General features: G+C 67.7%; 27 protein-coding genes, 1 tRNA gene and 1 riboswitch. Of the genes, 16 read left to right on the top strand and 12 right to left on the bottom strand.

All coding sequences use genetic code 11. The annotated features are described in order from the left end of the window. The first annotated feature begins 50 nt into the window (after positions 1 to 50). The 5 genes from QRN26_RS11645 (at position 51) to pstB (ending at position 5,254) form a co-directional block, all read left to right on the top strand. Positions 51 to 989, top strand: a complete 939-nt coding sequence (locus QRN26_RS11645) for an NUDIX hydrolase (protein ID WP_056778595.1) — start codon at positions 51 to 53, stop codon at positions 987 to 989. Positions 990 to 1,188: 199 nt separating this feature from the next. Next, entirely contained in the window at positions 1,189 to 2,280 is a 1,092-nt protein-coding gene (gene pstS / locus QRN26_RS11640; protein WP_082456058.1) for a phosphate ABC transporter substrate-binding protein PstS, read from the top strand. 129 nt (positions 2,281 to 2,409) lie between these two features. Continuing rightward, positions 2,410 to 3,354: a phosphate ABC transporter permease subunit PstC gene (pstC, locus tag QRN26_RS11635; protein WP_056007810.1), complete on the top strand. Its 945-nt coding sequence runs from the start codon at positions 2,410 to 2,412 to the stop codon at positions 3,352 to 3,354. Beyond that, positions 3,354 to 4,454 (top strand): phosphate ABC transporter permease PstA, encoded by a 1,101-nt coding sequence (gene pstA, locus QRN26_RS11630; protein ID WP_056007812.1) that lies wholly within the window; start codon positions 3,354 to 3,356, stop codon positions 4,452 to 4,454. Before pstC ends, pstA begins: the two co-directional genes overlap by 1 nt. A gap of 20 nt (positions 4,455 to 4,474) precedes the next feature. Further along, complete coding sequence (gene pstB, locus QRN26_RS11625) at positions 4,475 to 5,254, top strand: phosphate ABC transporter ATP-binding protein PstB (RefSeq protein WP_056007815.1); 780 nt, start codon at positions 4,475 to 4,477, stop codon at positions 5,252 to 5,254. 101 nt (positions 5,255 to 5,355) lie between these two features. Here pstB and QRN26_RS11620 read toward each other — a convergent pair whose 3' ends face one another. The 3 genes from QRN26_RS11620 to QRN26_RS11610 form a co-directional block, all read right to left on the bottom strand. Next, positions 5,356 to 6,210 carry an anti-sigma factor gene (locus tag QRN26_RS11620; RefSeq protein WP_285036899.1) on the bottom strand — a complete coding sequence of 285 codons (855 nt, stop codon included), beginning with the start codon at positions 6,208 to 6,210 and terminating at the stop codon, positions 5,356 to 5,358. Then, a complete protein-coding gene (gene sigK, locus QRN26_RS11615) occupies positions 6,207 to 6,878 on the bottom strand; it encodes an ECF RNA polymerase sigma factor SigK (protein WP_082455889.1) in 672 nt (223 codons plus the stop codon). Before sigK ends, QRN26_RS11620 begins: the two co-directional genes overlap by 4 nt. 263 nt (positions 6,879 to 7,141) lie before the next feature. Then, positions 7,142 to 7,771 (bottom strand): DNA-directed RNA polymerase subunit beta, encoded by a 630-nt coding sequence (locus QRN26_RS11610; RefSeq protein WP_285036896.1) that lies wholly within the window; start codon positions 7,769 to 7,771, stop codon positions 7,142 to 7,144. Between the two features lie 131 nt (positions 7,772 to 7,902). Here QRN26_RS11610 and QRN26_RS11605 point away from each other — a divergent pair. The 3 genes from QRN26_RS11605 (at position 7,903) to QRN26_RS11595 (ending at position 9,111) form a co-directional block, all read left to right on the top strand. Further along, positions 7,903 to 7,978: transfer RNA gene (locus QRN26_RS11605), tRNA-Lys, on the top strand. Between the two features lie 229 nt (positions 7,979 to 8,207). Beyond that, a complete protein-coding gene (locus QRN26_RS11600) occupies positions 8,208 to 8,735 on the top strand; it encodes a hypothetical protein (RefSeq protein WP_285036894.1) in 528 nt (175 codons plus the stop codon). Further along, the gene (locus QRN26_RS11595) at positions 8,722 to 9,111 is read left to right on the top strand and encodes a DEAD/DEAH box helicase family protein (RefSeq protein ID WP_285036893.1); all 390 of its coding nucleotides are present in this window, start codon (positions 8,722 to 8,724) and stop codon (positions 9,109 to 9,111) included. The genes QRN26_RS11600 and QRN26_RS11595 overlap by 14 nt, the downstream gene beginning before the upstream one ends. Here QRN26_RS11595 and QRN26_RS11590 read toward each other — a convergent pair. Next, entirely contained in the window at positions 9,108 to 9,458 is a 351-nt protein-coding gene (locus QRN26_RS11590; protein ID WP_285037044.1) for a tyrosine-type recombinase/integrase, read from the bottom strand. The two genes, QRN26_RS11595 and QRN26_RS11590, sit on opposite strands and share 4 nt — an antisense overlap. Positions 9,459 to 9,673: 215 nt before the next feature. Here QRN26_RS11590 and QRN26_RS11585 point away from each other — a divergent pair, with 215 nt between their 5' ends. Together QRN26_RS11585 and QRN26_RS11580 are read left to right on the top strand one after the other, a co-directional pair. Next, a complete protein-coding gene (locus QRN26_RS11585; RefSeq protein WP_285036891.1) occupies positions 9,674 to 9,913 on the top strand; it encodes a hypothetical protein in 240 nt (79 codons plus the stop codon). 195 nt (positions 9,914 to 10,108) lie between these two features. After that, a complete protein-coding gene (locus QRN26_RS11580) occupies positions 10,109 to 10,393 on the top strand; it encodes a DUF3892 domain-containing protein (RefSeq protein ID WP_285036889.1) in 285 nt (94 codons plus the stop codon). 348 nt (positions 10,394 to 10,741) lie between these two features. On the opposite strand, the gene QRN26_RS11575 is transcribed toward QRN26_RS11580, so the two are convergent. Further along, a complete protein-coding gene (locus tag QRN26_RS11575) occupies positions 10,742 to 11,011 on the bottom strand; it encodes a hypothetical protein (RefSeq protein WP_285036887.1) in 270 nt (89 codons plus the stop codon). Positions 11,012 to 11,249: 238 nt separating this feature from the next. On the opposite strand from QRN26_RS11575, the gene QRN26_RS11570 reads away from it, so the two are divergent. Next, positions 11,250 to 11,801 (top strand): hypothetical protein, encoded by a 552-nt coding sequence (locus tag QRN26_RS11570; RefSeq protein WP_285036885.1) that lies wholly within the window; start codon positions 11,250 to 11,252, stop codon positions 11,799 to 11,801. Between the two features lie 323 nt (positions 11,802 to 12,124). Here QRN26_RS11570 and QRN26_RS11565 read toward each other — a convergent pair whose 3' ends face one another. Continuing rightward, complete coding sequence (locus QRN26_RS11565) at positions 12,125 to 12,928, bottom strand: ParB N-terminal domain-containing protein (RefSeq protein WP_285036883.1); 804 nt, start codon at positions 12,926 to 12,928, stop codon at positions 12,125 to 12,127. Positions 12,929 to 12,932: 4 nt separating this feature from the next. Further along, complete coding sequence (locus QRN26_RS11560; protein WP_056007864.1) at positions 12,933 to 13,544, bottom strand: TetR/AcrR family transcriptional regulator; 612 nt, start codon at positions 13,542 to 13,544, stop codon at positions 12,933 to 12,935. A gap of 106 nt (positions 13,545 to 13,650) precedes the next feature. Here QRN26_RS11560 and QRN26_RS11555 point away from each other — a divergent pair, with 106 nt between their 5' ends. Next, positions 13,651 to 15,147: an MFS transporter gene (locus QRN26_RS11555; protein WP_285036879.1), complete on the top strand. Its 1,497-nt coding sequence runs from the start codon at positions 13,651 to 13,653 to the stop codon at positions 15,145 to 15,147. An 82-nt stretch (positions 15,148 to 15,229) separates the two neighbouring features. On the opposite strand, the gene QRN26_RS11550 is transcribed toward QRN26_RS11555, so the two are convergent. Continuing rightward, on the bottom strand, positions 15,230 to 15,586 hold the full coding sequence (locus QRN26_RS11550; protein ID WP_056778614.1) for a DUF2200 domain-containing protein: 357 nt from the start codon (positions 15,584 to 15,586) through the stop codon (positions 15,230 to 15,232). Between the two features lie 136 nt (positions 15,587 to 15,722). On the opposite strand from QRN26_RS11550, the gene QRN26_RS11545 reads away from it, so the two are divergent. Beyond that, the gene (locus QRN26_RS11545) at positions 15,723 to 16,811 is read left to right on the top strand and encodes a CPBP family intramembrane glutamic endopeptidase (protein WP_285036875.1); all 1,089 of its coding nucleotides are present in this window, start codon (positions 15,723 to 15,725) and stop codon (positions 16,809 to 16,811) included. On the opposite strand, the gene QRN26_RS11540 is transcribed toward QRN26_RS11545, so the two are convergent. Both QRN26_RS11540 and QRN26_RS11535 read right to left on the bottom strand, forming a co-directional pair. Next, positions 16,753 to 17,268: a YbaK/EbsC family protein gene (locus QRN26_RS11540; protein WP_056007875.1), complete on the bottom strand. Its 516-nt coding sequence runs from the start codon at positions 17,266 to 17,268 to the stop codon at positions 16,753 to 16,755. The genes QRN26_RS11545 and QRN26_RS11540 overlap by 59 nt on opposite strands. Before the next feature lie 65 nt (positions 17,269 to 17,333). After that, positions 17,334 to 18,146 carry a DeoR/GlpR family DNA-binding transcription regulator gene (locus tag QRN26_RS11535; RefSeq protein WP_056778622.1) on the bottom strand — a complete coding sequence of 271 codons (813 nt, stop codon included), beginning with the start codon at positions 18,144 to 18,146 and terminating at the stop codon, positions 17,334 to 17,336. An 83-nt stretch (positions 18,147 to 18,229) separates the two neighbouring features. On the opposite strand from QRN26_RS11535, the gene galT reads away from it, so the two are divergent. After that, entirely contained in the window at positions 18,230 to 19,381 is a 1,152-nt protein-coding gene (gene galT, locus QRN26_RS11530; protein WP_056007881.1) for a galactose-1-phosphate uridylyltransferase, read from the top strand. After that, entirely contained in the window at positions 19,378 to 20,538 is a 1,161-nt protein-coding gene (gene galK / locus QRN26_RS11525) for a galactokinase (protein WP_056778624.1), read from the top strand. The genes galT and galK overlap by 4 nt, the downstream gene beginning before the upstream one ends. A 68-nt stretch (positions 20,539 to 20,606) precedes the next feature. On the opposite strand, the gene QRN26_RS11520 is transcribed toward galK, so the two are convergent. Both QRN26_RS11520 and glyA read right to left on the bottom strand, forming a co-directional pair. After that, the gene (locus QRN26_RS11520) at positions 20,607 to 21,485 is read right to left on the bottom strand and encodes a bifunctional methylenetetrahydrofolate dehydrogenase/methenyltetrahydrofolate cyclohydrolase (RefSeq protein ID WP_056778626.1); all 879 of its coding nucleotides are present in this window, start codon (positions 21,483 to 21,485) and stop codon (positions 20,607 to 20,609) included. A gap of 11 nt (positions 21,486 to 21,496) precedes the next feature. Beyond that, entirely contained in the window at positions 21,497 to 22,768 is a 1,272-nt protein-coding gene (gene glyA, locus QRN26_RS11515; protein WP_056007889.1) for a serine hydroxymethyltransferase, read from the bottom strand. A gap of 42 nt (positions 22,769 to 22,810) precedes the next feature. Beyond that, a riboswitch (ZMP/ZTP riboswitch) is annotated at positions 22,811 to 22,928 on the bottom strand. 166 nt (positions 22,929 to 23,094) lie between these two features. Between glyA and QRN26_RS11510 the strand changes: the two genes are divergently transcribed. Further along, a complete protein-coding gene (locus QRN26_RS11510) occupies positions 23,095 to 24,612 on the top strand; it encodes a beta-N-acetylhexosaminidase (RefSeq protein ID WP_285036866.1) in 1,518 nt (505 codons plus the stop codon). Positions 24,613 to 24,878 lie beyond the last annotated feature (266 nt).

Here is a 24,878-nt window from a genome sequence, read left to right as displayed (position 1 = left end):
ATGCGGCACCGCGACCTGGACGAGCACCACCACACGACGAGGTAGAGACCATGACGACGACGGCAATCTATGCAGCCGGTGCGGTGTGCTGGCGTCTCATCGACGGGAAGGTCCACCTCCTCGTCATCCACCGCACGGTGTACGGCGACATCACGATCCCCAAGGGGAAGGTCGACCCGGGCGAGACCCTCGCGGAGACGGCCGTCCGGGAGATCAAGGAGGAGACGGGCCTGAGCGTCCACCTCGGGGTCCCCCTCGGTGTCTCCACCTACCCGCTGTCCAGCGGTCGCGAGAAGATCGTCCACTACTGGTCCGCCGAGGTCACCGAGCAGGCCGTCCGCGAGAGCACGTTCATCCCCAACGGGGAAGTCGCCGCCCTGGAGTGGGTCAGCATCAAGCGTGCACGGAGCTACCTCAGCTACGAGCGCGACGTCGAGATCCTCGAGACGTTCGCCGCGCTCGTCGAGGAGGGCGTGACCGCAACCTTCGCCCTCATCGCCATGCGGCACGGCAAAGCCACGTCCCCCTCCGAATGGCCTGGCGAGGACGCGACCCGGCCACTCGCCGCCCGAGGCGTCAAACAGGCCGCCGGCAACGTCGCGACCCTGCTCGCCTTCGGTCCGCGCAAGATCGTCACCAGCACGGCCGTGCGCTGCGTCAGCACCGTGAGCCCCATCGCCGCCGCCGCGGGCATCGAGCCCAAACGCTCCGAGCTGATCAGCCAGGACGCGTACGAACGAGGAGAGGCCGACGTCCGCCGGGTCGTCGGGCGCCGCGTGCGCGCACTGAAGACCGCCATCCTCTGCAGCCACGGTCCCGTCCTCCCCGAGATCCTCCGCGAGATCGCTCTGGCGACCGGCTCGACCCGCGGGTCCTACCTCGGCAGCGCGGCAGCACTCGAGACGGGTGCGTTCTCGATCGTGCACCTCTCACGGACCAACCCGAGCTCCGGCATCATCGCGATCGAGACCCACGAACCACGCGTCTGAGCGGTCCGCGCACCCAGAGCGACCGGAGCGGCCCCCGAACGGGGGCCGTTTCGTGCGTATTCCCGGCGTCGCGCAAGGAAGCCGTCGATCTCCGTTCACCCGTTGTTTACCAGCGCGGGGGATGCTCGTCATGCCCGATGGTTAGCGTCACTGACGAGCCAGCACCGGCTCGCACCCACACCAATGAATGGACATCCCTGTGAAGTTCTCACGTTTCGGCCGCGTCGCGGTCGTAGCAGCAGTCGCAGCCGTCGCACTGACCTCCTGTGCGGCCAACGAAGGCGGCGCCACCGCCACGAGCGCAGCCGCCAGCGACCTCAAGGGCAGCCTGGCCGGCAGCGGCGCTTCGTCGCAGGGCAGCGCCCAGGAAGCCTGGGTCGCCGCCTTCCAGACGGCCAACCCGGACGTCACCATCAACTACTCCCCCGACGGCTCCGGCGCCGGCCGTAAGGCGTTCATCGCCGGCGGCGTGCAGTTCGCCGGTTCAGACTCGGCCCTCTCCGACGAGGAGCTCTCGAGCACCTTCGCCGCGTGTGCAGCCGACTCCAAGGCGATCGACCTCCCGGTCTACATCTCCCCGATCGCGGTCATCTTCAACGTCGAGGGCGTCGACGAGCTGAACCTCGACGCAGCGACCATCGCGAAGATCTTCGCCGGTCAGATCACCAGCTGGGACGACCCGGCGATCGTCGCCCTGAACCCTGAGGCGAAGCTGCCGTCGACGGCCATCACCGCCGTCCACCGTTCGGACGACTCGGGTACGACGAAGAACTTCGCCGACTACCTGAACAAGAACGCACCGGACGTCTGGACCGCAGAGCCGGCCGACACCTTCCCGTTCCAGTCGGGTGAGGGCGCCAAGGGCACCTCGGGTGTCGTCGACACCGTCAAGGGCGGCACCGGCACCATCGGCTACGCCGACGCGTCGAAGGCCGGCGACCTCGGTGTCGCGAAGATCAAGGTCGGCGAGGAGTTCGTCGAGTACAGCGCCGAGGGTGCTGCCGCCGTCGTCGAGGGCTCGCCGCTCGTCGAGGGCCGTGAGGCGAACGACATCGCGATCAAGCTCGACCGCGAGACCACGGACGCGACCCACTACCCGATCGTGCTCGTGAGCTACCTCATCACCTGCCAGGAGTACGCGGACCCCAAGGCCGCCGACCTCGTCAAGGCGTACGCCGGCTACATCGCCAGCGACGCCGGCCAGGAAGAGGCTGCGAAGTCGGCCGGTGCTGCGCCGCTCTCCGCCGACCTCGCCAAGAAGGTCCAGGACGCGATCGCGTCCATCAAGTAGTCCGACGGTCGAGCGTGCCGGGTCCTGCCCGGCACGCTCGTCCTGCGTCACCAGCACCCGCAGTACCCGCAGTACCCGCTCCCCGAACTGTCGAGGGGCACCACCATCGCATCGAGAGAACGGGAACCCATGGCTGTCGAGGCCCTAGCTGCGAGACCCAAAGCCAAGCAACGAGTCGGCGACCGCGTCTTCTCCACGCTGTCCGTCGTCTCCGGATCACTCATCCTCGTCATCCTGGCGGCGGTCGCGATCTTCCTCATCGTCCAGGCGTTCCCGGCCCTCACGGCCGACTCCTCGTCGTTCACCGGCGCACCGACGAGCTTCTGGGCTTACGTCGGCCCCTTCGTCTTCGGCACCATCTGGGCCGCGGTCCTGGCCCTGGCGATCGCCGTGCCGCTCTCCCTCGGGATCGCGCTCTTCATCACCCACTACGCGCCGCGCCGCCTCGCGGTCGCCCTCGGCTACGTGATCGACCTCCTGGCCGCCGTGCCGTCGGTCGTGTACGGCCTCTGGGGCGCGCTCGTCCTCGCCCCCTTCGTCCAGCCCTTCTTCGCCTGGCTGTCCGAGAACCTCGGCTGGATCCCGCTCTTCGGCGGCACCGTCTCCGGCACCGGCCGGACGATCCTGACGGTCGCCCTCGTCCTCGCCGTCATGATCATCCCGATCATCACGGCCATCTCCCGCGAGATCTTCCTCCAGACCCCGAAGCTCCACGAGGAAGCCGCCCTGGCCCTCGGCGCCACGCGCTGGGAGATGATCCAGATGGCAGTCCTGCCCTTCGGCCGCCCTGGCATCGTGTCCGCGTCCATGCTCGGCCTCGGCCGCGCGCTCGGCGAGACCATGGCCGTCGCCCTCGTGCTCTCGCCGGCGGCCGTCTACTCGTTCTTCCTGCTCACCTCGAGCAACCCGAACACCATCGCGGCGAACATCGCCCTCAACTTCCCCGAGTCCTTCGGCATCGATGTGAACAAACTCATCGCCACCGGCTTGATCCTGTTCATCATCACCTTCGTGGTGAACTTCATCGCCAGACTCATCGTCAACCGTCGTAAAGAATTCTCGGGAGCGAACTGATGACCGCCACGACCGACCGCCGTCAGGCGACCATCGCCACACCGTTCTCCAACTCGCTCACCGCGGGCAAGCTGCCGAAGTTCGCTCCGCTCACCATCCTCGGCGGCAGCCTGATCGTCAGCGGACTCATCTTCCTGCTGGTGCAGCAGTCCAGCACCGACAAGAGCTACAACGTGCCCGGAGCCGTCGTGCTCGGAGCCGCGCTCTACGCGGTGACCGTGTACGTCGCCTCGCTCCTCGTCGAGGGCCGCCGGAAGGCGAAGGACCGTCTGCTCACCACGCTCGTCACCGCGGCGTTCGTGATCGCACTCCTGCCACTCATCTCCGTCGCCATCACCGTCATCTCCGCCGGCGCGGCCCGCTTCGACATCAACTACTTCAGCCTGTCGATGCGGAACGTGGTCGGCGAAGGCGGTGGAGCACTGCACGCCATCACCGGAACGCTGCTCATCACCCTGGCGACGTCGGTCATCTCCATCCCGATCGGCATCCTGACCGCCATCTACCTCGTCGAGTACGGCCGCGGCCGTCTGGCGCAGGGCATCACCTTCCTCGTGGACGTGATGACCGGCATCCCCTCGATCGTCGCCGGCCTGTTCGCCTTCGCACTCCTCGCGATCTTCTTCGGCCCCGGCGTCCGACTCGGCATCGGCGGCGCGATCGCCCTGTCGCTACTCATGATCCCCGTCGTGGTGCGATCCAGCGAGGAGATGCTGAAGCTCGTCCCCAACGAACTCCGTGAGGCCTCCTACGCCCTCGGTGTGCCGAAGTGGCTGACCATCCTGAAGATCGTGCTCCCCACCTCGATCGCCGGCATCATCACCGGTGTGACGCTCGCCGTCGCCCGCGTGATCGGTGAGACCGCCCCGCTCCTCATCATCGCCGGGTTCACGCAGAGCATGAACTACAACCTCTTCGACGGCCCCATGATGACCCTCCCGGTCTTCGTGTACACCCAGTACGCGAACCAGGGCACCGACGGAGCCTCCTATGTGGACCGCGCCTGGACCGGCGCGCTCGTCCTCATCCTCATCGTCATGGCGCTGAACCTCATCGCCCGCCTCATCGCCAAGATCTTCGCCCCCAAGTTCGGCCGCTAGGCCGCGAGCAAAGGAACCCCGTGTCCAAGAGCATCGAAGTCAACGACCTCAACGTCTTCTACGGCAGCTTCATGGCCGTCGAGGGTGTCTCCCTCCAGATCCAGCCCCGCACGGTCACCGCGTTCATCGGCCCCTCCGGGTGCGGCAAGTCGACGTTCCTCCGGACGCTCAACCGCATGCACGAGGTCATCCCCGGTGCGCGCGTCGAGGGCGAGGTCCTGATCGACGGCAACAACCTCTACGGACCGGGCGTCGACCCCGTCCTCGTTCGCCGCCAGGTGGGCATGGTCTTCCAGCGCCCGAACCCGTTCCCGACGATGAGCATCAAGGAGAACGTCCTCGCCGGTGTGAAGCTCAACAACCGGAAGATGTCGAAGTCTGACCAGGACGCGCTCGTCGAGCGCTCCCTGCAGGGCGCCAACCTGTGGAACGAGGTCAAGGACCGCCTCGACAAGCCCGGTTCCGGGCTCTCCGGCGGTCAGCAGCAGCGTCTCTGCATCGCTCGCGCCATCGCGGTGTCCCCCGACGTGGTGCTGATGGACGAGCCGTGCTCGGCGCTCGACCCGATCTCCACCCTCGCCATCGAGGACCTCATCGAGGAGCTCAAGCAGGAGTACACGATCGTCATCGTCACGCACAACATGCAGCAGGCGAGCCGCGTGAGCGACAAGACGGCGTTCTTCAACATCGCCGGCACCGGCAAGCCGGGCAAGCTCATTGAGTACGACGACACCACCACGATGTTCTCGAAGCCGTCGGTCCAGGCGACCGAGGACTACGTCTCGGGTCGCTTCGGTTGATCCGACGCTGACATGACGAAGGCCCCGCCCGGGATTCCCGGGTGGGGCCTTCGTCATGTCAGTGCGGTCGGCGGACGGTCCCGCGACCTGCGTGCAACGGGCTACGCCGTGTCGATGACCATGATCGGGTCGGTGGTCGGCTGCTCGGAGCCGCCCTGCGGTTCGACGGTCACGCCGACCTTGTCCCCCGCGCTCATCGCGCCGTCGAGGACCCGCCAGGTGGTGCCGTTCGCCGCGGAGAACGTTCCGGCGGACACCGGACCCTGTTCGCCGATGTACCAGAGTTCGTACACCTTGTCGGCCGGCAGCGAACCGAGCCCGTCGACGAGGAGCGCGGACTTCCCGAGCTCACCGGACCACACGAGGGTCGCGGTCGCGTCGTCCATGGACACCTTGGCGCGCTGGACGTCTGACGCCGCGTTGATCTCCGCGAGGGCGACGGTCTGCGTGAGGGATCCGCCGCCGAAGGTGTTCGCCAGTCCGACGCCACCGAAGATGAGTCCGACCGCCGCTGCGGCACCGACGACCATGCCGACGGCACCCCGCCGCCACCGAGAGGCGGCCTTGCGCTCCGCCGCACCCGCGATCGGTGCCGGCGTGGCGGGAGACGAGGTCGTCTCCGGCGCGACGTCGGCCTCAGGGGCCGTCGTCTCTTCGACCCGCGGGATGGTCGGGATCACCTCGTCCTGCACGACCGGGGTCGTGACCGGGGCGTCCACGGGGAGCTGCGGCAGGTTCTGGATCGCCGCCATGAGGGAGTTCTTGAGCGCGGCCGACGGCTGCACCGGTGGTGCTGCGAGGTCGAGCATGGCTACGGTCTCCTCGAATTCCGCCGCTTCCTCGCGGACGGACTCGTGTTCGGCGCGCAGGCGGTCGAACCGCTCCTGCTCGCGCGGGGTCAGGGTGTGCAGCGCATTGCCGGCTGCCAGGTCTGCTGCATCGTCTCGCTCGGTCATGTACGCACCCCCAACTCGTCTCGAAGTCTGATCATTCCGTCCCGCAACCTGGTCTTGACCGTACCGATCGGTACGCCGAGCAGGTTCGAGATCTCGCTGTGACTGTAACCGCCGTAGTACGCGAGCGTCACCGCTTCGCGCTGCAGCTCGCTCAACCGCACGAACGCGCGCTTGACCCGCTCATGTTCGATGCGGATCTCGACCGTCTCCTGCACGTCGTCGACACGCTCGTCGAAGTCGCGGATACCGATCTTGAGGTCGCGGTCGCGGCCGGCCTGCGAGGCACGGACGCGGTCGATCGCCCGGCGGTGGGCCATGGTGAGCACCCAGGTCGTCGCGGTGCCCTTGCCCGCCTCGAACTTCGTGGCGTTCTGCCAGACCTCGAGGAACACCTCCTGGGTGACCTCCTCGGACTGGGCGTGGTCGACGAGCACCCGTTTGACGAGTCCGAGGACCCGAGGAGCGATGTGGTCGTACAACTCACTGAAGGCGACCTGGTCGCCACTGGCGACGCGGACGAGCAGTGCGTCGAGGACGTTCGCCAAGGACGGCTGCGGTGCAGCGTCGGCTTCCGGTCCCGTGGTCACAAGTCTTAGCTTCTCACGGACACCGACGGTTTGCGCGACGCCCGCCCGAGGACGGGTCTGCGTGTACAGTGCGGTGGTCATGCACGTAGTTCGGCGCGGGGCCGGGATCCGATTGGAGCAATCGGCACGACGCACCACCCCAGTTCCGGTGTCATCACGGAGCCAGGGTCTCGGGGACGAGCCCGAGGGAAAGAAGTGCCAGGCCGCAGGAACGCCTCTCGGCGCAAGGCCGCTCGAAGCGGCGATTTTTGGAGCCCGGGGTTACTGCGGCCCGGCTGAATCAGTGTAGCAAGCGATCGCCTGTGTGTATTCCCAGGTGCAGGAGCTTGACCCGACGCTGAGGTTCAGTCAAGCGAGTCGGTGCGCCAGAGGCGGGCACACCCGGCGAGTTCCTCGGCGATGGTGCCGAACCGGGCGGCCTTCGTCGTGAGCCGCGCGGCGTCGGCCGGATCGACCGCGTCGCGGTCGTCCGCCAGCGAGGAGCATCCGACGGCGTTGATGCGGCAGAAGGACGCCGCCCGCTCGAGCGCGATCGCGAAGTCGCCGGTGTAGAGGCCACGGAGGATCTGGTCGGCGAGGACGATGATCTCCTCCGGCCCGGTGGGCTCGGCGGCACCGGCGATCACCGGGTCCACCGTCGTGATGAGTTCGGTCCCCCGCTGGAAGCTGAAGCTCGTGCCGACCGGGTCCTGGCGGATGAGGAGGCGCAACAGGTAGATCCGCCACAGCGCTCCGGGGAGGCTCCGCGGACTCGCGTGCGACCAGAGTTCGGCGATGGCGTCGATGCCGTGCTCGTCCGTGTAGGTGACGAGGCGGTCGATCACGGCGGGATCGGGGTCAGCTCGCACCCGGGTGAGCAGCGCGACCGCGGTCTCGTGGGTGATCCTCGACACGGCCTCGGGGTCGAGGCCGCCCTGGATGGCTTCGAGCATCGACGGCGGTAGCTTCGTCGGACGGTGGAATCCCTCGGTCATGCGCCCTCCTCCCTTGCGCCACGCTCCGCGCACCCGACCACGGTACCTGCCCCGGGCGGGCGCGGCTGCCCGAGACGATCACGCGACGCGTCAACGTCGTGCGCCCGGATCTCGTAGAGTAGAACCCGTATGGGCCTGTAGCTCAGTTGGCAGAGCATCGGACTTTTAATCCGCGGGTCGTGGGTTCGAGCCCCACCGGGCCCACCAATGATTCTCAGGCGCTCGATCGCCTGACGATGCCGCATCTCGGACGGGAGCCCTCCCGAAGCACTCCGCGAGGGTACTAGAAAGTCGCACACAACACCTGTGTACTCAGACGCACGCTGAACGACTTCATCGAGGCAGGCTCCGGAAGAAACGACGACCAGCCGCTTCCGTCCTTTGACAACTCACCTGGCATCCCTCGCGAAACACTCCCAAGCTCTACGATGTCCCTGTGTGGTTCTTTGACGGCAACGCGTGGCCCGGATGGCATGACTACTTGGGTATTGCGTTGGCCGTCGCAGGCTTTTGGGTGACGATTTCGCAGATCGTGAAGACGCGTACAGAAACGGCGAAGGCAACCGCAGCGTTGGCACACGCCCAGAAGCAACTGTCGGCGAGAGCCCTCCTGGTGCTAGTGACGCACTTTCAGACCGTGTCGGAGGACCTCGCGTACGCGCTTCCCCACAATGACGTGCAGGTGGCTCGTCGGGCGCTCGTTCGTTTCAGCCATCTCGCCATGGAAACAGTTGGAGTTCTTGGGTCCCTCGACGGTAATCATTCGGAAGTCTCGGATCGAATGTCGAAAGCTTCCGATAAGGCTACAAAAGTGAAAGGCACGCTTATGTCCACGGCATCTCCAGATGTGACAGCGATTGTAAAGTCGATAACGTCTGAAATAGACAAGTTGGGACAGGACATGACCGGACTGTCATCTTCACTGCGGAACACAATCGACGGAGGCACCAGTGTTCAGCGATGAAGAGTGGACCCGCCTGATCGACAAACTTCGTCAGCTCACTGAGCTCGACAAGCTGGAGTGGAATAACAATGGGCTCGGCGGCTTATACGTCGAGGTTGGGGACATAACGTATCTGATGGAACCCAAGGATAGCGACGGAGTCGCCCCCTATGTCCTACGAGTTCGAAATGGCGCATTAACAAACTGGAACGAGATCGATTCGATTGTCTCGGTACCCGGTCCCGAGCTCGCCACCGGTCCAGCAACGAAGATCACTCCGTTGTGGGAGCTCGCACTTCGAATCTCACAGGGAGGACCTGCGCTCGCACAGAACCTTCTCGCCGATCTGGATCAAATCGAACCGACACCTCCTCCGTCCTACGGTTCGCCCTTCTAAACGGCATCAGTAAACGCGTCGAACCGGGCGACGTGCTCGGTGTAGTCACTTGGGTAGAGGTGCGCGTAAATGCTGTCGGTGGTGGTGATGTTCGCGTGGCCGAGCCACCGGCTCACTTCGTAGGGCTTCAAGCCAGCCGCCAGCCACGGGGACGCCGCCGTGTGGTGAAGGTCGTGCACACGCATGTCCGGCATCCCCAGCGCGCGAAGAGCCGATCGGGAGTAGTTCCGGCGGAAGCTGCCGACGTCGAGGATGTGGGCGTAGTTCAGTACGTGCGAGCCGACGTTGCGCCCAGGCCAGAGCAGCGAGTCGCCGTCGCCAGATCGGTGTGCGCAACTCGGTGTCATCACCAAGCGTCGCTGGTCCTCGCTTACCCACCTGTTATGCCTCTGTACCTTGGGCAGAGATACTTTACCCCGTAGCGTTTACCCGCCGCTGGCGGACTCAGTTGTAAGAACTCGAATGTGAATCGTTCTGATCTGGAGTTTGCGTTGCGTGGCCTTCGCGCGGAATCACAACAAAGCGCCGTAGCCTATCCGGACCCATAGGAAAGGAGAACAGCATGCATCGTCGCGACGACCCTGATACCGACCCCGACCCCGACCCCGACCGCGTCTACACCGAATGTGGACGCTCAGGTCGCGAGGGCTCGCCCCAGATCTACGCGCGGCTCGCCAAGCGGAGCAGAGCCGATCAGGCTCGCGAGATGCGGCAACAGGGCATCCGCGACGAACGACCCGCGCGTGAATGCCGCCTCAACGACAGCCCGCCCGCCGGGAAGGGCGACCGTCTCAGCTGGTAGCTAACGGAGCCCCCCCCAGGGACCGCCGGGGTTCTCGTGCATCTGCCCAGACAGAGCGACGCGAGGTGAATGCTTCGCAGAGAGGAGGTACTCCATCTGGTGAACAAGTCGGCTGGCCCACTTCCGATGTCGGAGGTCGGCTACATACTGGCACCGACGCCAGCACCGAGCTGGTGCACTCACCTAGGAGTACACATGGCAATCGAAATCACGCACGTCAGATTTAGCGGAAACGTCAAGAACGAGCAGTCCATCGTGAGATACAAGTGGCGGAACGTCGCCAACCTCAACCAAACCGGGGAGAACGACAAGCCCTCCTTGGTTGCTTGGGTCGACGGCGCAAACAACGACGCCTACGTCGGCAGCGGCCCATCACGAGTGAACGTAGCGGTCATTCGCCCCGCTAACACGGACCCGTACCTTCGCACACACGCGGATGGCGACTGGTCCAACAACCTGTTGAGCCTGGATACCTTCTAAGCCCTCCAGAAGCACTCCACCCGCGCTCCGCCGAACCGATCCGAACTACCCCGAATCAGTCCGCTTCACTCGGCGGAGCGCGTTGGTTCCACCCGACTTTTCGGTGCAGATCGGACCACTTCGGCTCACCTCAGTTCAGGACACGACCACTGAGAACACCGTCTTTTAATTCGCGGGTCGTGGGTTCGAGCCCCACCGGGCCCACCAGACTCGCAGTACTCGAACATATGACCCTGAAATGAGGGTCGTCGTTCGTTCCTCATTTTACTCACATACAACACCTGTCGCTAGTGTTTCAGAAGATCACCTGCGTGCTCGACTACATGAGGGCCGGTTGTCATCTACCCGTCATATCCAGATGGACCAGACCGAGGCGACCGTGGAGATCGCGAGGCCGATCCTAACGGTCACGAGATCGCCGCGAACCTGCTTGAGCGCGTGACCGAGGATAGAGCGCCCCACCGTTGTCGGCAGTATCTCGATCTCGGTGTAGGTGGTCATAGGGAGGTCCAGCAAGTGCCACTCGGCCCACTTGCGTTCCTCTGAGGCTCGAGACACCCGGTCGGTTGAGGACAGGCCCGTGACCTCTCTGGCCCATCGATTCTTGAGCCGTCTCATGTGCGCTTCCTGTCTCAGCACTCGCAGGTACTCACGCTGCCCCTGGACGAGCGCGTTCACGAGGCCCCACCCGGTCACAAACTGCTCCCACGACCGTCAGGATGACCAACAACCATCGAACGTCCATCGTCTCCCCCTTGGGCATCCAAGTGCCGCTGTCGTCATCATGGAGCACGGATAGGACACTGGCGCGAACGCCGCTCGACATAGGGCAGTTCGCATCCGTGGAGTCGCTAGGGTGACGATCATGATCCAGTGGACAGACCCGATCAACGGCGCGGAGCTGGTGGCGAGCATCATCGTGTCGATCGGCCTCGCCCTTGCCGCCTCCTATCTCGGAGCGCGCCGGGCACTGCGAAAGCAGCGTGTCATCGACAAGCGCGCTGCGGAGGCACTTCGCAAGCAGGAGACGGAGCAGGGAATCCCGAAGCTCATCGACGCGATCGTTCACGCTTCAATGCCCTACTGGTTCTACGCGCCAGAGCCGATGCCCTCGGGTCAGCGCCTCGCCGACGTCAAGCGGTACCCACGAGTGTCCGAGGCGATCACAGTCTTCATGGAAGGGCATCCCCATTTCGACCCGACGGTGGCGGCGTGGTTCAGGCACGTCGTACGCCCCCTGGATGCGATCCGGGATGCCGCACTACCTATACGCGGTTCTGACATCCACGACACGGCAGGCCGGGTTGAGGCTGAGTTGAACCGAGCAAAGTCCGAGGCAGTGGGCCCCTACTCCGTTCGCCTGCAGTGGTTCCACGACGAGATGGACCGGGTCAACCGAGAGTCCTAGCCGATTTTTTCCAAGTGAGACCTATCCACCAGGACGGTGAGCGTCACGTAGACGCCGCCCGTTTTCCGACCGACAGGGGTGTCGGGGTGCTAGGGCGATGCTAGGGAACGTTGCAACACCATCCGTGCATCACCGATGACGCTCCATCGAGTTGATCCCGCGTCATGACTACGATCCATGGACCGTCGAGGACGTTCGACTACTGCGCTAAACTCCCCTCCGAAGACTTTTAATCCGCGGGTCGTGGGTTCGAGCCCCACCGGGCCCACCAGCGCAACACCACTCGTCCGCCGCAGCACCATCGGCCTAGGGACCGCCGCCCCTCAGCGGGCGAGGAGCTCAGGAAGGCCGGTCACCGTCGCCTCGTCGGCGAGGCTCGCCTCGACCGAGACGAAGGCCAGAACCGTCACCGCGACACCGAGCCTCGCCGCAGCCTCCAGCTTGTGGTGACCGTCGAGCACGACGTGCACGAGCCCTGTGTGGGCATCGACGCTGTCGGACGGCTGCGTCCGATCGAGGACGGAGACGGCGAGCACGGTCGCCGCTCCCCCGGCGCGGAACGCGGTCTCGTAAGCGTCCACGCGGGCACGATCGTTCCGGCTCGGCGGCAGCATCGGCACGAGGAACTCGAACAGGGTCTCGTGCGCACCCGTCGTCCGCGTCGAACCACGGTAGTACTCGGTCGCCGGGTCCTCAGGCGCGCCCAAATTCGGATCGATCCCGCGATGCCCCACCTGTTCATGTGAGAAGTAGTCGAGGTCGCCACCCGGGGCGACCCGGACCGGCTGGATGGACAGCAGGAGCGGGACGTAGCTCCCGGCGGGGAGGACGGTCGACACGAGATCACGCAAGGACGGGTCGTCGATCGCCGGCACGTGCTCGTCGAGGTGATCGTGCAGCGTTGCCTCGGCGAGCGCCCGGGCGCCCGCGTCCAGTCGACGGAAGAGCAGCGCACAGGTGCCGCACGGGAAGCTCAGCTCGAACGCCGGTACGCCGTCGACGATGAGGTGACGTCCGCCCGGCTCACGGGGGTCGGAGAACCGCAGCGGGGCGTCCACCGTTCCGAGTCGGAGCGGTGGAGCGTGATCGATCAGCTCGGTACGAGGTCTGATCGGCCCTTCGGTCATCGGGCTACTTCCGGACGGCCGGCATGATGACGCCGTCGATCACCGACACGAGGAAGTCCCGCGTGACCGGCTCGCGCAACATCAGCACCCGGTAGCTGACCATCGCCTGACTGATGAGCGACAGCGTCTCGACGTCCGCGTCCTCACGGATCTCCCCGCGGTCGATCGCACGCCGCAACAGGAACCGGTTGACGGCCATGCGCGGCTCCACGATGGCGGAGTGCACCGACTCGGTGAGCTCTGGAGCGTCCGAGATCATCGACATCACCCCGGCGAAGACGCGCATCTTGCGTTCACCGTCGGCGATGGACGGCGCCTTGATGAGCGCGACGAGGTCGCCCCGAAGCGAGCCGGTGTCGGGCAGCTTCGAGAAGTCCGGATCGATCTGCTTCATGCATGCGACGGCGTCGATCACGAGTTCGGACTTGGACGCCCAGCGCCGGTACAGCGTCGCCTTGCCCGCTTTGGCGCGGGACGCGACCATGTCGACCGTCATCCCGGCGTAGCCCGTCTCGGCCAGGACGTCGAGTGCCGCCTCGAGGATCTCGGCGTCGCGGGAGTGGTCACGCTTGCGTCCGAGCTTCGGGGCGTCTGGCGGAGTCTCGAGCTGCGTCATCGCGGCTCACCTCCCTTTCGTCTCGAGGAACAGCATAGTTCAGGAACTCGTGCGTTCTGGAACTTGTCGGTTCCGAAACTGTCCGGTTCCGTATATGCTCCTCAGCATGACCTCGACTCTCACCACCGGAACCCCGGCCGTCTCCTCACGTCGCTGGTGGACGCTCGTCACCGTCGGCCTCGCGCAACTCATGGTCGTGCTCGACGCCACGGTCGTGAACATCGCGATGCCCGCAGCCCAAGCCGACCTCGGCTTCTCGGACGGCGACCGCCAGTGGATCGTCACCGCCTACTCGCTCGCCTTCGGCAGCCTCCTGCTGCTCGGTGGACGCCTCTCCGACCTCATGGGCCGCAAGCGGGCGTTCATCATCGGACTCATCGGCTTCGCGGTCGCCTCGGCGCTCGGCGGCGCCGCCGACTCGTTCGGGATGCTCGTCGCCGCACGGGCACTCCAGGGCGTCTTCGCCGCACTCCTCGCCCCGACCGCACTCGCCATGCTCACCACCACCTTCACGATCCCGAAGGAACGCGCCAGGGCCTTCGGCGTCTTCGGCGCGATCGCCGGTGCGGGCGGCGCCGTCGGACTCCTCCTCGGCGGGTTCCTGACCGAACAGTTCGACTGGCGTTGGAACCTCTCCATCAACGTGTTCATCGCCGTGATCGCGATCGTCGGCGCCGTCGTCTTCATCACCACGCCGAAGGCTACCGGTCCGCGTCCGAAGCTCGACGTCCCCGGCACCGTGCTCGTCTCAGGTGCGCTGTTCAGCCTGGTGTACGGTTTCGCGAACGCGGAGACCGACGGCTGGGACTCGCCGCTCAGCTGGGGGTTCCTCACCGCTGCCGGCGTGCTGCTCATCGCCTTCGTCCTCTGGCAGCGACGAGCCGCCCACCCGCTCCTCCCCCTGTCGATCGTCCTCGACCGCAACCGCGGAGCGGCGTTCATCTCGGTGATGATCGCCGGAGCAGGGATGTTCGGCATCTTCCTGTTCGTCACGTACTACCTGCAGGCCTCGCTCGGCTACTCACCGCAGCAGACGGGCTTCGCCTTCCTGCCGATGATCGCGATGCTCGTGCTCGCGGCCCAGCTCGGGACGAACCTCCTCGTCCCGCGCTTCGGACCGAAGGTGATGGTGCCGTTCGGCATGACGCTCGGAGCAATCGGGATGCTCCTGCTCACCCGACTCGACCTCGACAGCTCCTACGTGGGCGACGTCATGCCCGCGCTCATGGTGCTCGGCTTCGCGATGGGGTCGATCATGCCCGCCTCGATGCAGACCGCGACCCTCGGCGTGGATCGCGCGTTCGCCGGCGTCGCCTCGGCGACGGTCAACACGAGCCAGCAGGTGGGCGGCTCGATCGGTGTGGCGCTGCTCAACACCCTCGCGGCGAGCGCCGCCACGGCCTACGTCACGGACAACGCCCCACCGACGGCCGAGGTGCTCGCCCAGGCGGCCATCCGCAGCTACCAGACGGCGTACTTCTGGGGTGCCGGCTTCTTCGCGGCCGGCGCTGTGACCGCGGCGCTGCTGTTCCGCCGACGCAACCAGGGACTCGCCGTGCACCACGCCCCAGAGGCGTCGACGGAGCCGGTGCTCGCGCACTGAGCCGTCGTCGCAGCACCGCCGGCCGTCACGCGAACGTGTGGCGGCCGGCGGTGTCGGGGCGGGGCGGGTGCGTGCTCTCGGGTCAGGCGGGTTCGCGGAGGATCGAGGTCATCTTCTTGCCCTTCGCGACCTCGTCCACCAATTTGTCGAGCTGGCGGATCCGCTGCATGAGCGGATCCTCGATCTCCTCGACGCGGATGCCGCAGATGAGGCCCGTGATGAGCGAGGCGTTGGGGTGCATCGCCGGGGCTTCGGCGAAGAAGGTCTCCATGTCGGTTCCGTCGGCGACCACCCGCTCGATCCCGGCGGCGTCGTAGCCCGTGAGCCACGTGATGACCTGATCGACCTCGGCCTTCGTGTGCCCCTTCCGCTCCGCCTTCGCCACGTAGTGCGGGTAGATGCTGCCGAAGCTCGTCGTGAAGATGCGGTGTCCTGCCATAGCGGCCAGTCTCCCACCGGCGGTCGCCTTGGGCCAGACCGCCCGCTCGATCCGTCGCGGGTCGTCCGCCGTCCGTCGCTGGTCGTCCGCCGCTCGGGGGACGCGTCGGGCCGGAGGGGCTGCCTACGCTGGCTGCATGACGGATCCCGGACAGCTCCCGCAGACGACTTCGCCGTCCTTCTCGACGGCGCCTCCCGCACAGGCCGACACGGTCGAGCCCCCGCGGCGGACGGCGACGTACGACCACGCCCTCCGAGCCGCGCCCGCCTGGTGGCGAGGTGCGCTCGCCCTCCTCCTGCTCGTGGTGGGTTTCCTCATTTTCTCCGTCGCCTTCGGAAGCGTCGCCCTGATCATCGACGTCGCCACCGGGGCGTACACGCTCGACGACGTCGCGAACGGCCTGATGACGTTGACGCCGGTCACGATGCTCGCGAACAACCTGTCGCTCGCAGCGCTCATCCCCGCGTCGATGCTCATCCAGTGGGCGATCTTCGGCGTTCGGCCACGGTGGCTGTCCTCGGTGGAGGGGCGGTTCCGTTGGCGCTGGTTCGGGCGGCTCGCCCTCATCATCATCCCGGTCTGGGTGGTGTACGTCGGAGCGTCGTTCCTGCTGTCCCCGTTGGAACCCGTCGTGCTCGACGGCACCGTGATCGCCATGCTCGCCGTCGTCGTCCTCACCACACCCCTGCAGTCGGCCGGGGAGGAGTACGGTGCGCGCGGCCTCATCCAGCGCTCCGTGGGCTCCTGGTTCAGCCGCCCGATGACCGCCTTCGTCGTCGGCACGATCGTCTCCGGTGCCGTCTTCGCCTCGGTGCACTTCGCGGGCGACCCGTGGCTCATCGCCTACTACTTCGTCTTCGGCGCCTCGATGTCCTTCGCCGCCCGGGGCACGGGCGGCCTGGAGGCACCGGTGCTGATCCACGCGACGAACAACCTCCTCCTGCTCGTGCCCACGGCGCTGATGTCGCAGACCGACCAGGTCTTCGAGCGGGGCGACGGGGCCGGCGGACCGTTCATGCTCATCCCGATGGCGTTGTGCGTCGCCGCAGCCGTGGTGAGCACGTGGTGGGGCCGCAGGAACGGCGTCGTCGCGACCGCTCCGCTGCCGCCGAGCCGGGTGACGAAGCAGCACGGCACCCCGCCGACCGCGACGGCCGCTCCGGTGGCTACGCCGACGGTGCGCCCGACGACGACGCAGGATCCGTCGGCGGCTCCACCGCGATGACCTGCCCGCCGGTCACGCGTACGAGCTCCTCGAACGTCGTGGGGAAGACCGTGTGCGCGTGGCCGGCCGCAGCCCAGACCTCCGGATACGCGGCGAGCGCCTCGTCCACGTAGGTGCGGATCGGCTCGGGGTGACCGACCGGCGCCACACCACCGATGACCTGCCCGGTCGCCGCCTTGACGACCTCGGCGTCGGCGCGCTTGAGCCGTCCGCCCAGACGCTCACCGAGCCATGCCGTGTCGACCCGGTGCGCGCCGCTCGTCAGGATCAAGGTCGGTTCACCGTCGAGGGTGAACACGAGGGAGTTCGCGATGGCGCCGGCGGCGACCCCGAGGGCCTCCGCTGCGAGGGCCGCCGTTCGAGCGGCGTCGTCGAGCCACGTGACCTCCCCCTGAGCGCCGCGATCCCGGAGCGTGCGCTCGACGATGGACACGGCCGGGTGCGTTCGATCACTCATGCGACCATGGTGCCGCATCGGGTCGCGCGTGCGCGAGGGTCGGTGATCCGGAGCCGCTCGGCGCGTCAGTCCCCGAGCGGCACCAGGGTGACCGGCAGCCCGGCCTCCCTGAGGCTCGCCACGATCTCGGGCGAGGCACCGTCGTCGGTCAACAGGGCGTCGAAGGCGTCGAGTCCGGCGATCCGGCCGAGCTGTCGCACCCCGAGCTTCGAAGCGTCGGCGACCACGACCACGCGTTCGGCCGCGCGGACCATCCTGGCCTTCACCTCGGCTTCGGGCAGGTTGACGTTGGTGACGCCATGCTCGGCGTCGACCCCGTTGCACCCGATGAAGGCGAAGTCGGCGTGCACCTGCCCGAGCAACGACCCGGCGAGGGGGTCGACGAGCGAATGCTGGAGTGGCCGCAGCGATCCGCCGGTCACGATCACCGAGAACCTCGGTATCTCCGACTCGAGCTCGAGGGCGATGGTCAGGCCGTTGGTGATCACGACGAGGTCGGAGAGGTCCCGTCGGGCCTTGAGTGCTCGGGCGAGGGCGAGACCGGTGCTGCCGACGTCGACGATCACGCTCTGTCCGGAGCGCACCATCGCCGCGGCGGCCTCACCGATGCGCTGCTTCGCGTGCGCCGAGGTCGCGGTCGCGAGTTCGATGGGCGACTCGACGGCTCCACGGCCCAACACCGGCATCGCGCCACCGTGCACACGGACGGCGTCGCCCTGGTCGACGAGGGTGTCGAGGTCGGTCCGTGCGGTCACCCGGGAGACACCGAAGTCCTCGGAGATGTCGGCCACGCGGACGAAACCGCGCTCGTCCAGGAGCTCACGGATGCGGTCGCGGCGCAGCGGCGCAGGCAGCTGGATCGGCTCATCGACGGACATGCTTGAATCTTCGCCGACTTGCCTATACTTTTCAAGACGAAACGTTGCACGTTTCCGTTCGACAACCCGTTCAGAGGATCCCCATGCCCCAACTCGACGACAGCTTCGTCATCGACCCGGCGATCGCGAGCAGCACCCAGCGCCTCGCCGACGGCCGCGAACTCATCTACTTCGACGACGTCGACACGACGTTGCCCGCGGAACGGCTGCCGGACACCCGCGACCTCGCGGCACGCCCCCCGACCGCGTCCATGCGCCAGGATCCGCTGACCGGCGAATGGATCTCGATCGCCGCGGCACGCCAGAACCGCGTGATGCTGCCGCCCGCCAACCTCGACCCGCTCGCCCCCGCGAGCCCGTCGAACCCCTCCGAGATCCCCGATCAGTACGACGTCGCGGTCTTCGAGAACAAGTCGCCGTCCTTCGGCCCGCTCCTCGAGGACGAGAACGCCCCCGTCGACCTCGCCGACCTCGCGACCATCGGCATCGGGCGGACCCGCACCTCGGTCGGCCGCTGCGAGGTCGTGAGCTTCAGCCCGTCGAGCACCGGCTCCTTCGGCTCCCTCTCCCGCACCCGTGCACGCACGGTGATCGAGGCCTGGGCGCGCCGCACGCACGCGCTGTCGCAGATCGACTCGATCCAGCAGGTGTTCCCGTTCGAGAACCGCGGTGAGCAGATCGGCGTCACCCTCCTCCACCCGCACGGCCAGATCTACTCCTACCCGTACGTGACGCCGCGTACCCAGCGGCTCATCGCAGCGAGCGAGGCGTACGGCCCCGGCCTCTTCGCCGACATCCTCGCGTCGGAGCAGGCCGACGAGCGCGTCGTCCTCGCGGGCGAGCACTGGACGGCCTTCGTCCCCTTCGCCGCCCGCTGGCCCGTCGAGGTGCATCTCATGCCGCACCGGCACGTCCCGGACTTCGCCGCCACCTCCCTCGCGGAGCGCGACGAACTCGCCGTCCTCTACCTGCGGCTGCTCCGCGGCGTCGACGCGCTCTACGACACCCCGACCCCGTACATCGCCGCCTGGCATCAGGCACCCACGCGCGTCCACCGCGACGAGCTCCGACTCCACCTGCAGCTCACCTCGCCGCGCCGTGGCGCCGACCGCCTGAAGTACCTGGCCGGCTCCGAAGCCGCCATGGGTGCGTGGATCGGCGACGTGCCTCCCGAGTCCACCGCCACCGCCCTGCGCGCCGCGATCGCCGCAGCCGACGAGGAGAACCCCGTATGACCGACCTCCAGCAGACCGCCACGAGCGGATTCGAGCGCACCTTCGGCAGCGAACCGAACGGCCTCTGGTCGGCGCCCGGCCGGGTGAACATCATCGGCGAGCACACCGACTACAACGACGGCTTCGTGTTCCCGATGGCGATCGACCGCCGCACGGTCGCGGCCGTCCGCCGACGCGACGACGACCGCATCAGGGTGTCCAGCAGCTTCTCGCCCGAGGTCGTCGAGGCCTCCCTGCGCACGCTCGACCCGGACGCGCTGCAGGGCTGGTCGGCCTACCCGCTCGGTGTCGTGTGGGCGCTCGGGCAGTTCGGCGCGCCCCTTGCGGAGTTGTCCGGCGTCGACATCTACCTCGACTCCGACGTCCCAGTCGGAGCGGGCCTCTCCTCCTCCGCGGCGATCGAAGCGTCGGTCGCCGTCGCCCTCGACGAGATCTGGCACCTGGACCACGACCGCAAGACGCTCGCGAAGATCTGTCAGCTCGCGGAGAACCGCGCCGTCGGAGCACCGACGGGCATCATGGACCAGTCGGCGTCCCTGCTCGGTCGTCCGGACTGCGGGGTCTTCCTCGACTGCCGCTCGCTCGAGACCGACGTCATCCCCCTCGGCTTCGACGAACACGACCTCGAACTGCTGGTCATCGACACGCGCGTGGAGCACGCCCACGTCTCCGGCGGCTACGCGGCGCGACGGGCGTCCTGCGAGGCCGGAGCGGCGGCCCTCGGCGCCGACTCGCTCCGCGACGTCACGGTCGGCGACCTCGATCGAGCCCGCGAGCTCCTCGACGACGAGACGTTCCGCCGCGTCCGCCACGTCGTCACCGAGAACCAGCGCGTGCTCGACACCGTCCGCACACTGCGCGAGCACGGTCCGACCGCGATCGGCGAGCTGCTCGTCGCCTCGCACGCCTCCATGCGCGACGACTTCGAGATCTCGGTCCCCGAGCTCGACCTCGCCGTCGAGACGGCCATGGCGGCCGGCGCGATCGGTTCGCGGATGACGGGTGGCGGCTTCGGCGGCGCGGCGATCGCGCTCGTCCCGGTGGCACTCGCAGCGACCGTGTCGGAGGCGGTCTCGGCCGCGTTCGCCGAGGCGTCGTTCACGGCCCCGACGATCTTCGCCGTGCGACCCGCGGCCGGCGCGACCCGCGAGGTCTGAGCCCCGACGACGACGGCCCGGTCCCATCAGCGCGAGCTGACGGGGCCGGGCCGTTCCGGTGCGGAGGGCTACTCGGCGGGCGTCGCCATGCGGACCACGTTCGCGAGGAGACCCACGCGGGTCATCGGTCCGACACCGCCGGGGTTCGGGCTCATCCACGAGGCGACCTCGGCGACGTCCGGTGCGACGTCGCCGACGACGCGGGACTTGCCCGTCTCCGGGTCGGTCTCGCGGCTCACGCCGACGTCGAGGACGATGACACCCGGCTTGACGGCGTCGCGTGTGACGATGCCGGGGACACCGGCCGCCGCGACGATGACGTCGGCCGTGCGCAGGATGTCGTCGAGACCGACGGTGCCGGTGTGGGTCAACGTCACCGTGGCGTTGACGTCACGGCGCGTCAGCAGCGGGCCGATGGCCCGACCGACGGTGACCCCGCGGCCCACGACGACGACGTGCTTCCCGGCCCAGCTGAGCCCGTGTCGCTCGACCAGCTCGACGACGCCCTTCGGCGTGCACGGCAGCGGGGTGTGGATCGGCCGGTTGACGTTGAGCACGAGCCGCCCGAGGTTCGTCGGGTGGAGCCCGTCGGCGTCCTTCTCAGGATCGATGCGCTCGAGGATCGCATCGGTGTCGATGTGCTTCGGCAACGGCAGCTGCACGATGTAGCCCGTGCAGCTCTCGTCGGCGTTGAGCTCGTCGATGACGGCCTCGAGCTCCTCCTGGGACACCGTCTCCGGCAGGTCGCGACGGATGGACTCCATGCCCACCTCGGCGCAGTCGCGGTGCTTCCCGGCGACGTACCACTGCGAACCCGGGTCGGAACCGACGAGGACGGTTCCGAGGCCGACCGAGATGCCGCGCTCCTTGAGCGCGGCCACCTCGATCGCGATCTCGGACTTGATGACGGAGGCCGTGGCCTTGCCGTCGAGGATCTGTGCGGTCATGCTCCGGGGCCCTACTGCTGCAGGCCGGCGTAGAGCGGGAAACGCTCGGCGAGCGCCGTGACGCGCTCGCGGAGCGCACCGGACTCGGCACCGTTGCGGAGCGCGAGGGCGATGATGTCGGCGACCTCGGCGAACTCGGCGTCGCCGAAGCCACGCGTCGCGAGCGCCGGCGTACCGATCCGGAGCCCCGAGGTGACCATCGGCGGCCGCGGGTCGAACGGCACCGAGTTGCGGTTGACCGTGATGCCGACCTCGTGGAGGAGGTCTTCGGCCTGCTGCCCGTCGAGTTCCGAGGTCCGGAGGTCGGCGAGCACCATGTGCACGTCGGTGCCACCGGTGAGGACGTCGATGCCGGCGGCCTTCGACGCGTCGGTGGTGAGCGCCTCGGCGAGGAGCTTGGCGCCACGGAGCGTGCGCTCCTGACGGTCCTTGAACTCGGCCGTCGCGGCGAGCTTGAACGCCGTGGCCTTCGCGGCGATGACGTGCATGAGCGGCCCACCCTGCTGGCCGGGGAACACGTTCGAGTTGAGCTTCTTGGCGAGTTCCATGTCGCGGCTGACGATGAAGCCGGAGCGCGGTCCGCCGATCGTCTTGTGCACGGTCGAGGAGACGACGTCGGCGAACGGCACGGGCGAGGGGTGCACGCCTGCGGCGACGAGTCCGGCGAAGTGCGCCATGTCCACCCAGAGCTTCGCGCCGACCTCGTCCGCGATCGCGCGGAATGCGGCGAAGTCGAGCTGACGCGGGTAGGCGGACCACCCGGCGATGATGACCTGCGGCTTGTGCTCGAGCGCCTTGTCGCGCACGACGTCCATGTCGACGAGGAAGGTCTCGGGGTCGACGCCGTAGGACACGGCGTTGTAGAGCTTGCCCGAGAAGTTGAGCTTCATGCCGTGGGTGAGGTGCCCACCGTGGGCCAGCTCGAGGCCGAGGATGGTGTCGCCCGGGGTGGCGATGGCCGAGAGGACCGCGGCGTTCGCGGTCGCTCCCGAGTGCGGCTGGACGTTCGCGTACGCGGCACCGAAGAGGCTCTTGGCGCGCTCGATCGCGAGGGACTCGGCGATGTCGACGAACTCGCATCCGCCGTAGTACCGGCGGCCGGGGTAGCCCTCCGCGTACTTGTTCGTCAGCACGCTGCCCTGCGACTGCAGGACGGAGACGGGCACGAAGTTCTCGCTCGCGATCATCTCGAGGGTGTTGCGCTGGCGGCCGAGCTCCTGCTCGAGGACCGCGGCGATCTCGGGATCGACCTCGGAGAGTGGCGCGTTGAAGGTGTCGGACAAGACTGGCTCCCTTTTGTGACAGAACGGATGTCGGTGATGTGCCGTTTCGGCCCAGGCGTGCGGCCGAATCCGCCCTTGTCTTCAAGGTGCAGGGTCGCTCCCCGATGGTGAACCATCTGAGGCGGAGCGGGCTCCGTCTATACGCCAGTTGCGACTGCTAGCAGCATAGCAACGGGACGGCTGTCGCGCACCGTCCCGGACCGGGTCCCGACGTCGCTCCGGCACCCTCCGCACGGGCTGTGACAGGATGGTTCGACTTGTGTTCACCGTCCGAACAAACCCGCTCGGACGGACGCGCACGACGGTCAGCCAGCGAAGGAACCTGCATGAGTCTGCTCCCCCGCCCCCGCTCGCAGCGCTCGGATCCGTCCGCCGAACCGTTCGTGCTCGAGTCGGGGACGAGGGTGATCACCAGCCCCGAGGCCGCCACGCCGGCCCGGCTGCTGGCCGAGGCGCTGCGGACGTCGACGGGGTACGCGATCCCGGTCGACACGGTCGCGGCGGACGAGCGCGGTGCGGATCACCTCGCGACCGGCGGGTGTCCTGCGATCACCCTCGGCATCGACGAACGGCTCACTCCGACACCTGAGGCCTATCGACTGACGGTGACGGCGGAGGGCGTCGACCTGGTCGGTTCCGACGCGGCGGGCGTCCTCCATGCCACGCAGACCCTCCGCCAGTTGCTCCCGCCCGCCACCTGGGCGCCGCAGGCCAGCGCGCAGGTGTGGGAGGTGGCCGCCGTCGTCGTCGACGATGCGCCGCGCTTCGCCTACCGCGGCGTCATGCTCGACGTCGCACGGCACTTCTTCACGGTCGCGCAGGTCCAGCGGTTCATCGACCAGCTGGCGAGTCTCAAGCTCAACCACCTGCACCTGCACCTCAGCGACGACCAGGGCTGGCGGCTCGAGATCGCCGGCTGGCCGGAGCTGACCGGCATCGGGGCGGCGACGGCCGTGGGCGGTGGCGAGGGCGGCTTCTACACCGCCGCGGACTACCGCGCCATCGTCGACTACGCCGCCGACCGCGCGATCACGATCGTCCCGGAGATCGACGTGCCCGGCCACACCAACGCGGCCCTCGCGGCCTACCCCGAGCTCAATGCGGACGGGGTCGCGCGCGAGCCCTACACCGGCACCGAGGTCGGCTTCTCGAGTCTCGCCATCCGTTCCGAGACCACGTACGCGTTCCTCGAGGACGTCTTCGGCCAGCTCGCGGCGCTCACACCGGGACCGTACCTCCACCTCGGCGGCGACGAGGCGCTCGCGACCCCGGAGGCCGACTTCCGCTGGTTCGCCTGGCGGGTGTCCGAGCTGGTCGCCGCCACCGGCAAGACCGCCGTCGCCTGGCATGAGTTCGGCGCATCCGGCGAGCTCGCGCCGGGCACCGTCGGCCAGTACTGGAACTACGTCGCACCCGAACCGGGTCACGCCGAGCAGCTGCGGTCGTTCGTGCGACAGGGCGGGCGGGTGATCATGTCGCCGGCCGACGCCGCCTACCTCGACATGCAGTACCCCGACGACGACTCGGCCGGACTCACCTGGGCGGACGGCCCGACGAGTGTGGAACGCTCGGCGGCCTGGGAACCGACCGACGTCGTCGCGGGCGTCGGCGAGGAGGACATCCTCGGTGTGGAGGCGCCGCTCTGGACCGAGACCGTTGGCGACGTCGAGACACTGGAGTTCCTGGTGTTCCCGCGCATCGCCTCGATCGCCGAGATCGGTTGGTCCGAGCGTCGCGCCGCCGACTGGCCCGACTTTCGCGATCGTCTGGCGGAGATCGCCCGCGGCTGGTCGGCATCGGGGATCGCGTTCCACCGCCCGCCCGAGGTCGACTGGCTCAGCTGAACGGATCGGATCAACGGAAGGTGGCCGGGAGTGGCGCTCGCCCCCGAGCACCACTCCCGGCCGATCGACGGGTTCGCACGATGGCGCCCCCTCCCGTCGAGATCTGCAGCGGTTCGGGTCCGCCGCCCGATGCGCACCGGCCGCGGCACGCATCGTGGCCGTCCGAGGACGACCCGGCCGAGCCCCCGAGGTCGGGAACCCTGCCGTTCACCCTGAGAGAGCGACCCGGCAGCACTTCATGACGCGGGTTCCCGACCCGATCCGTG

Origin of the sequence: Plantibacter sp. ME-Dv--P-095, from assembly GCF_030209365.1 — a bacterium.
Classification (GTDB): Bacteria; Actinomycetota; Actinomycetes; order Actinomycetales; family Microbacteriaceae; genus Plantibacter.
Note: the sequence above shows the minus strand (reverse complement) of the source record. Positions and strands in the feature narration are given on the sequence as shown.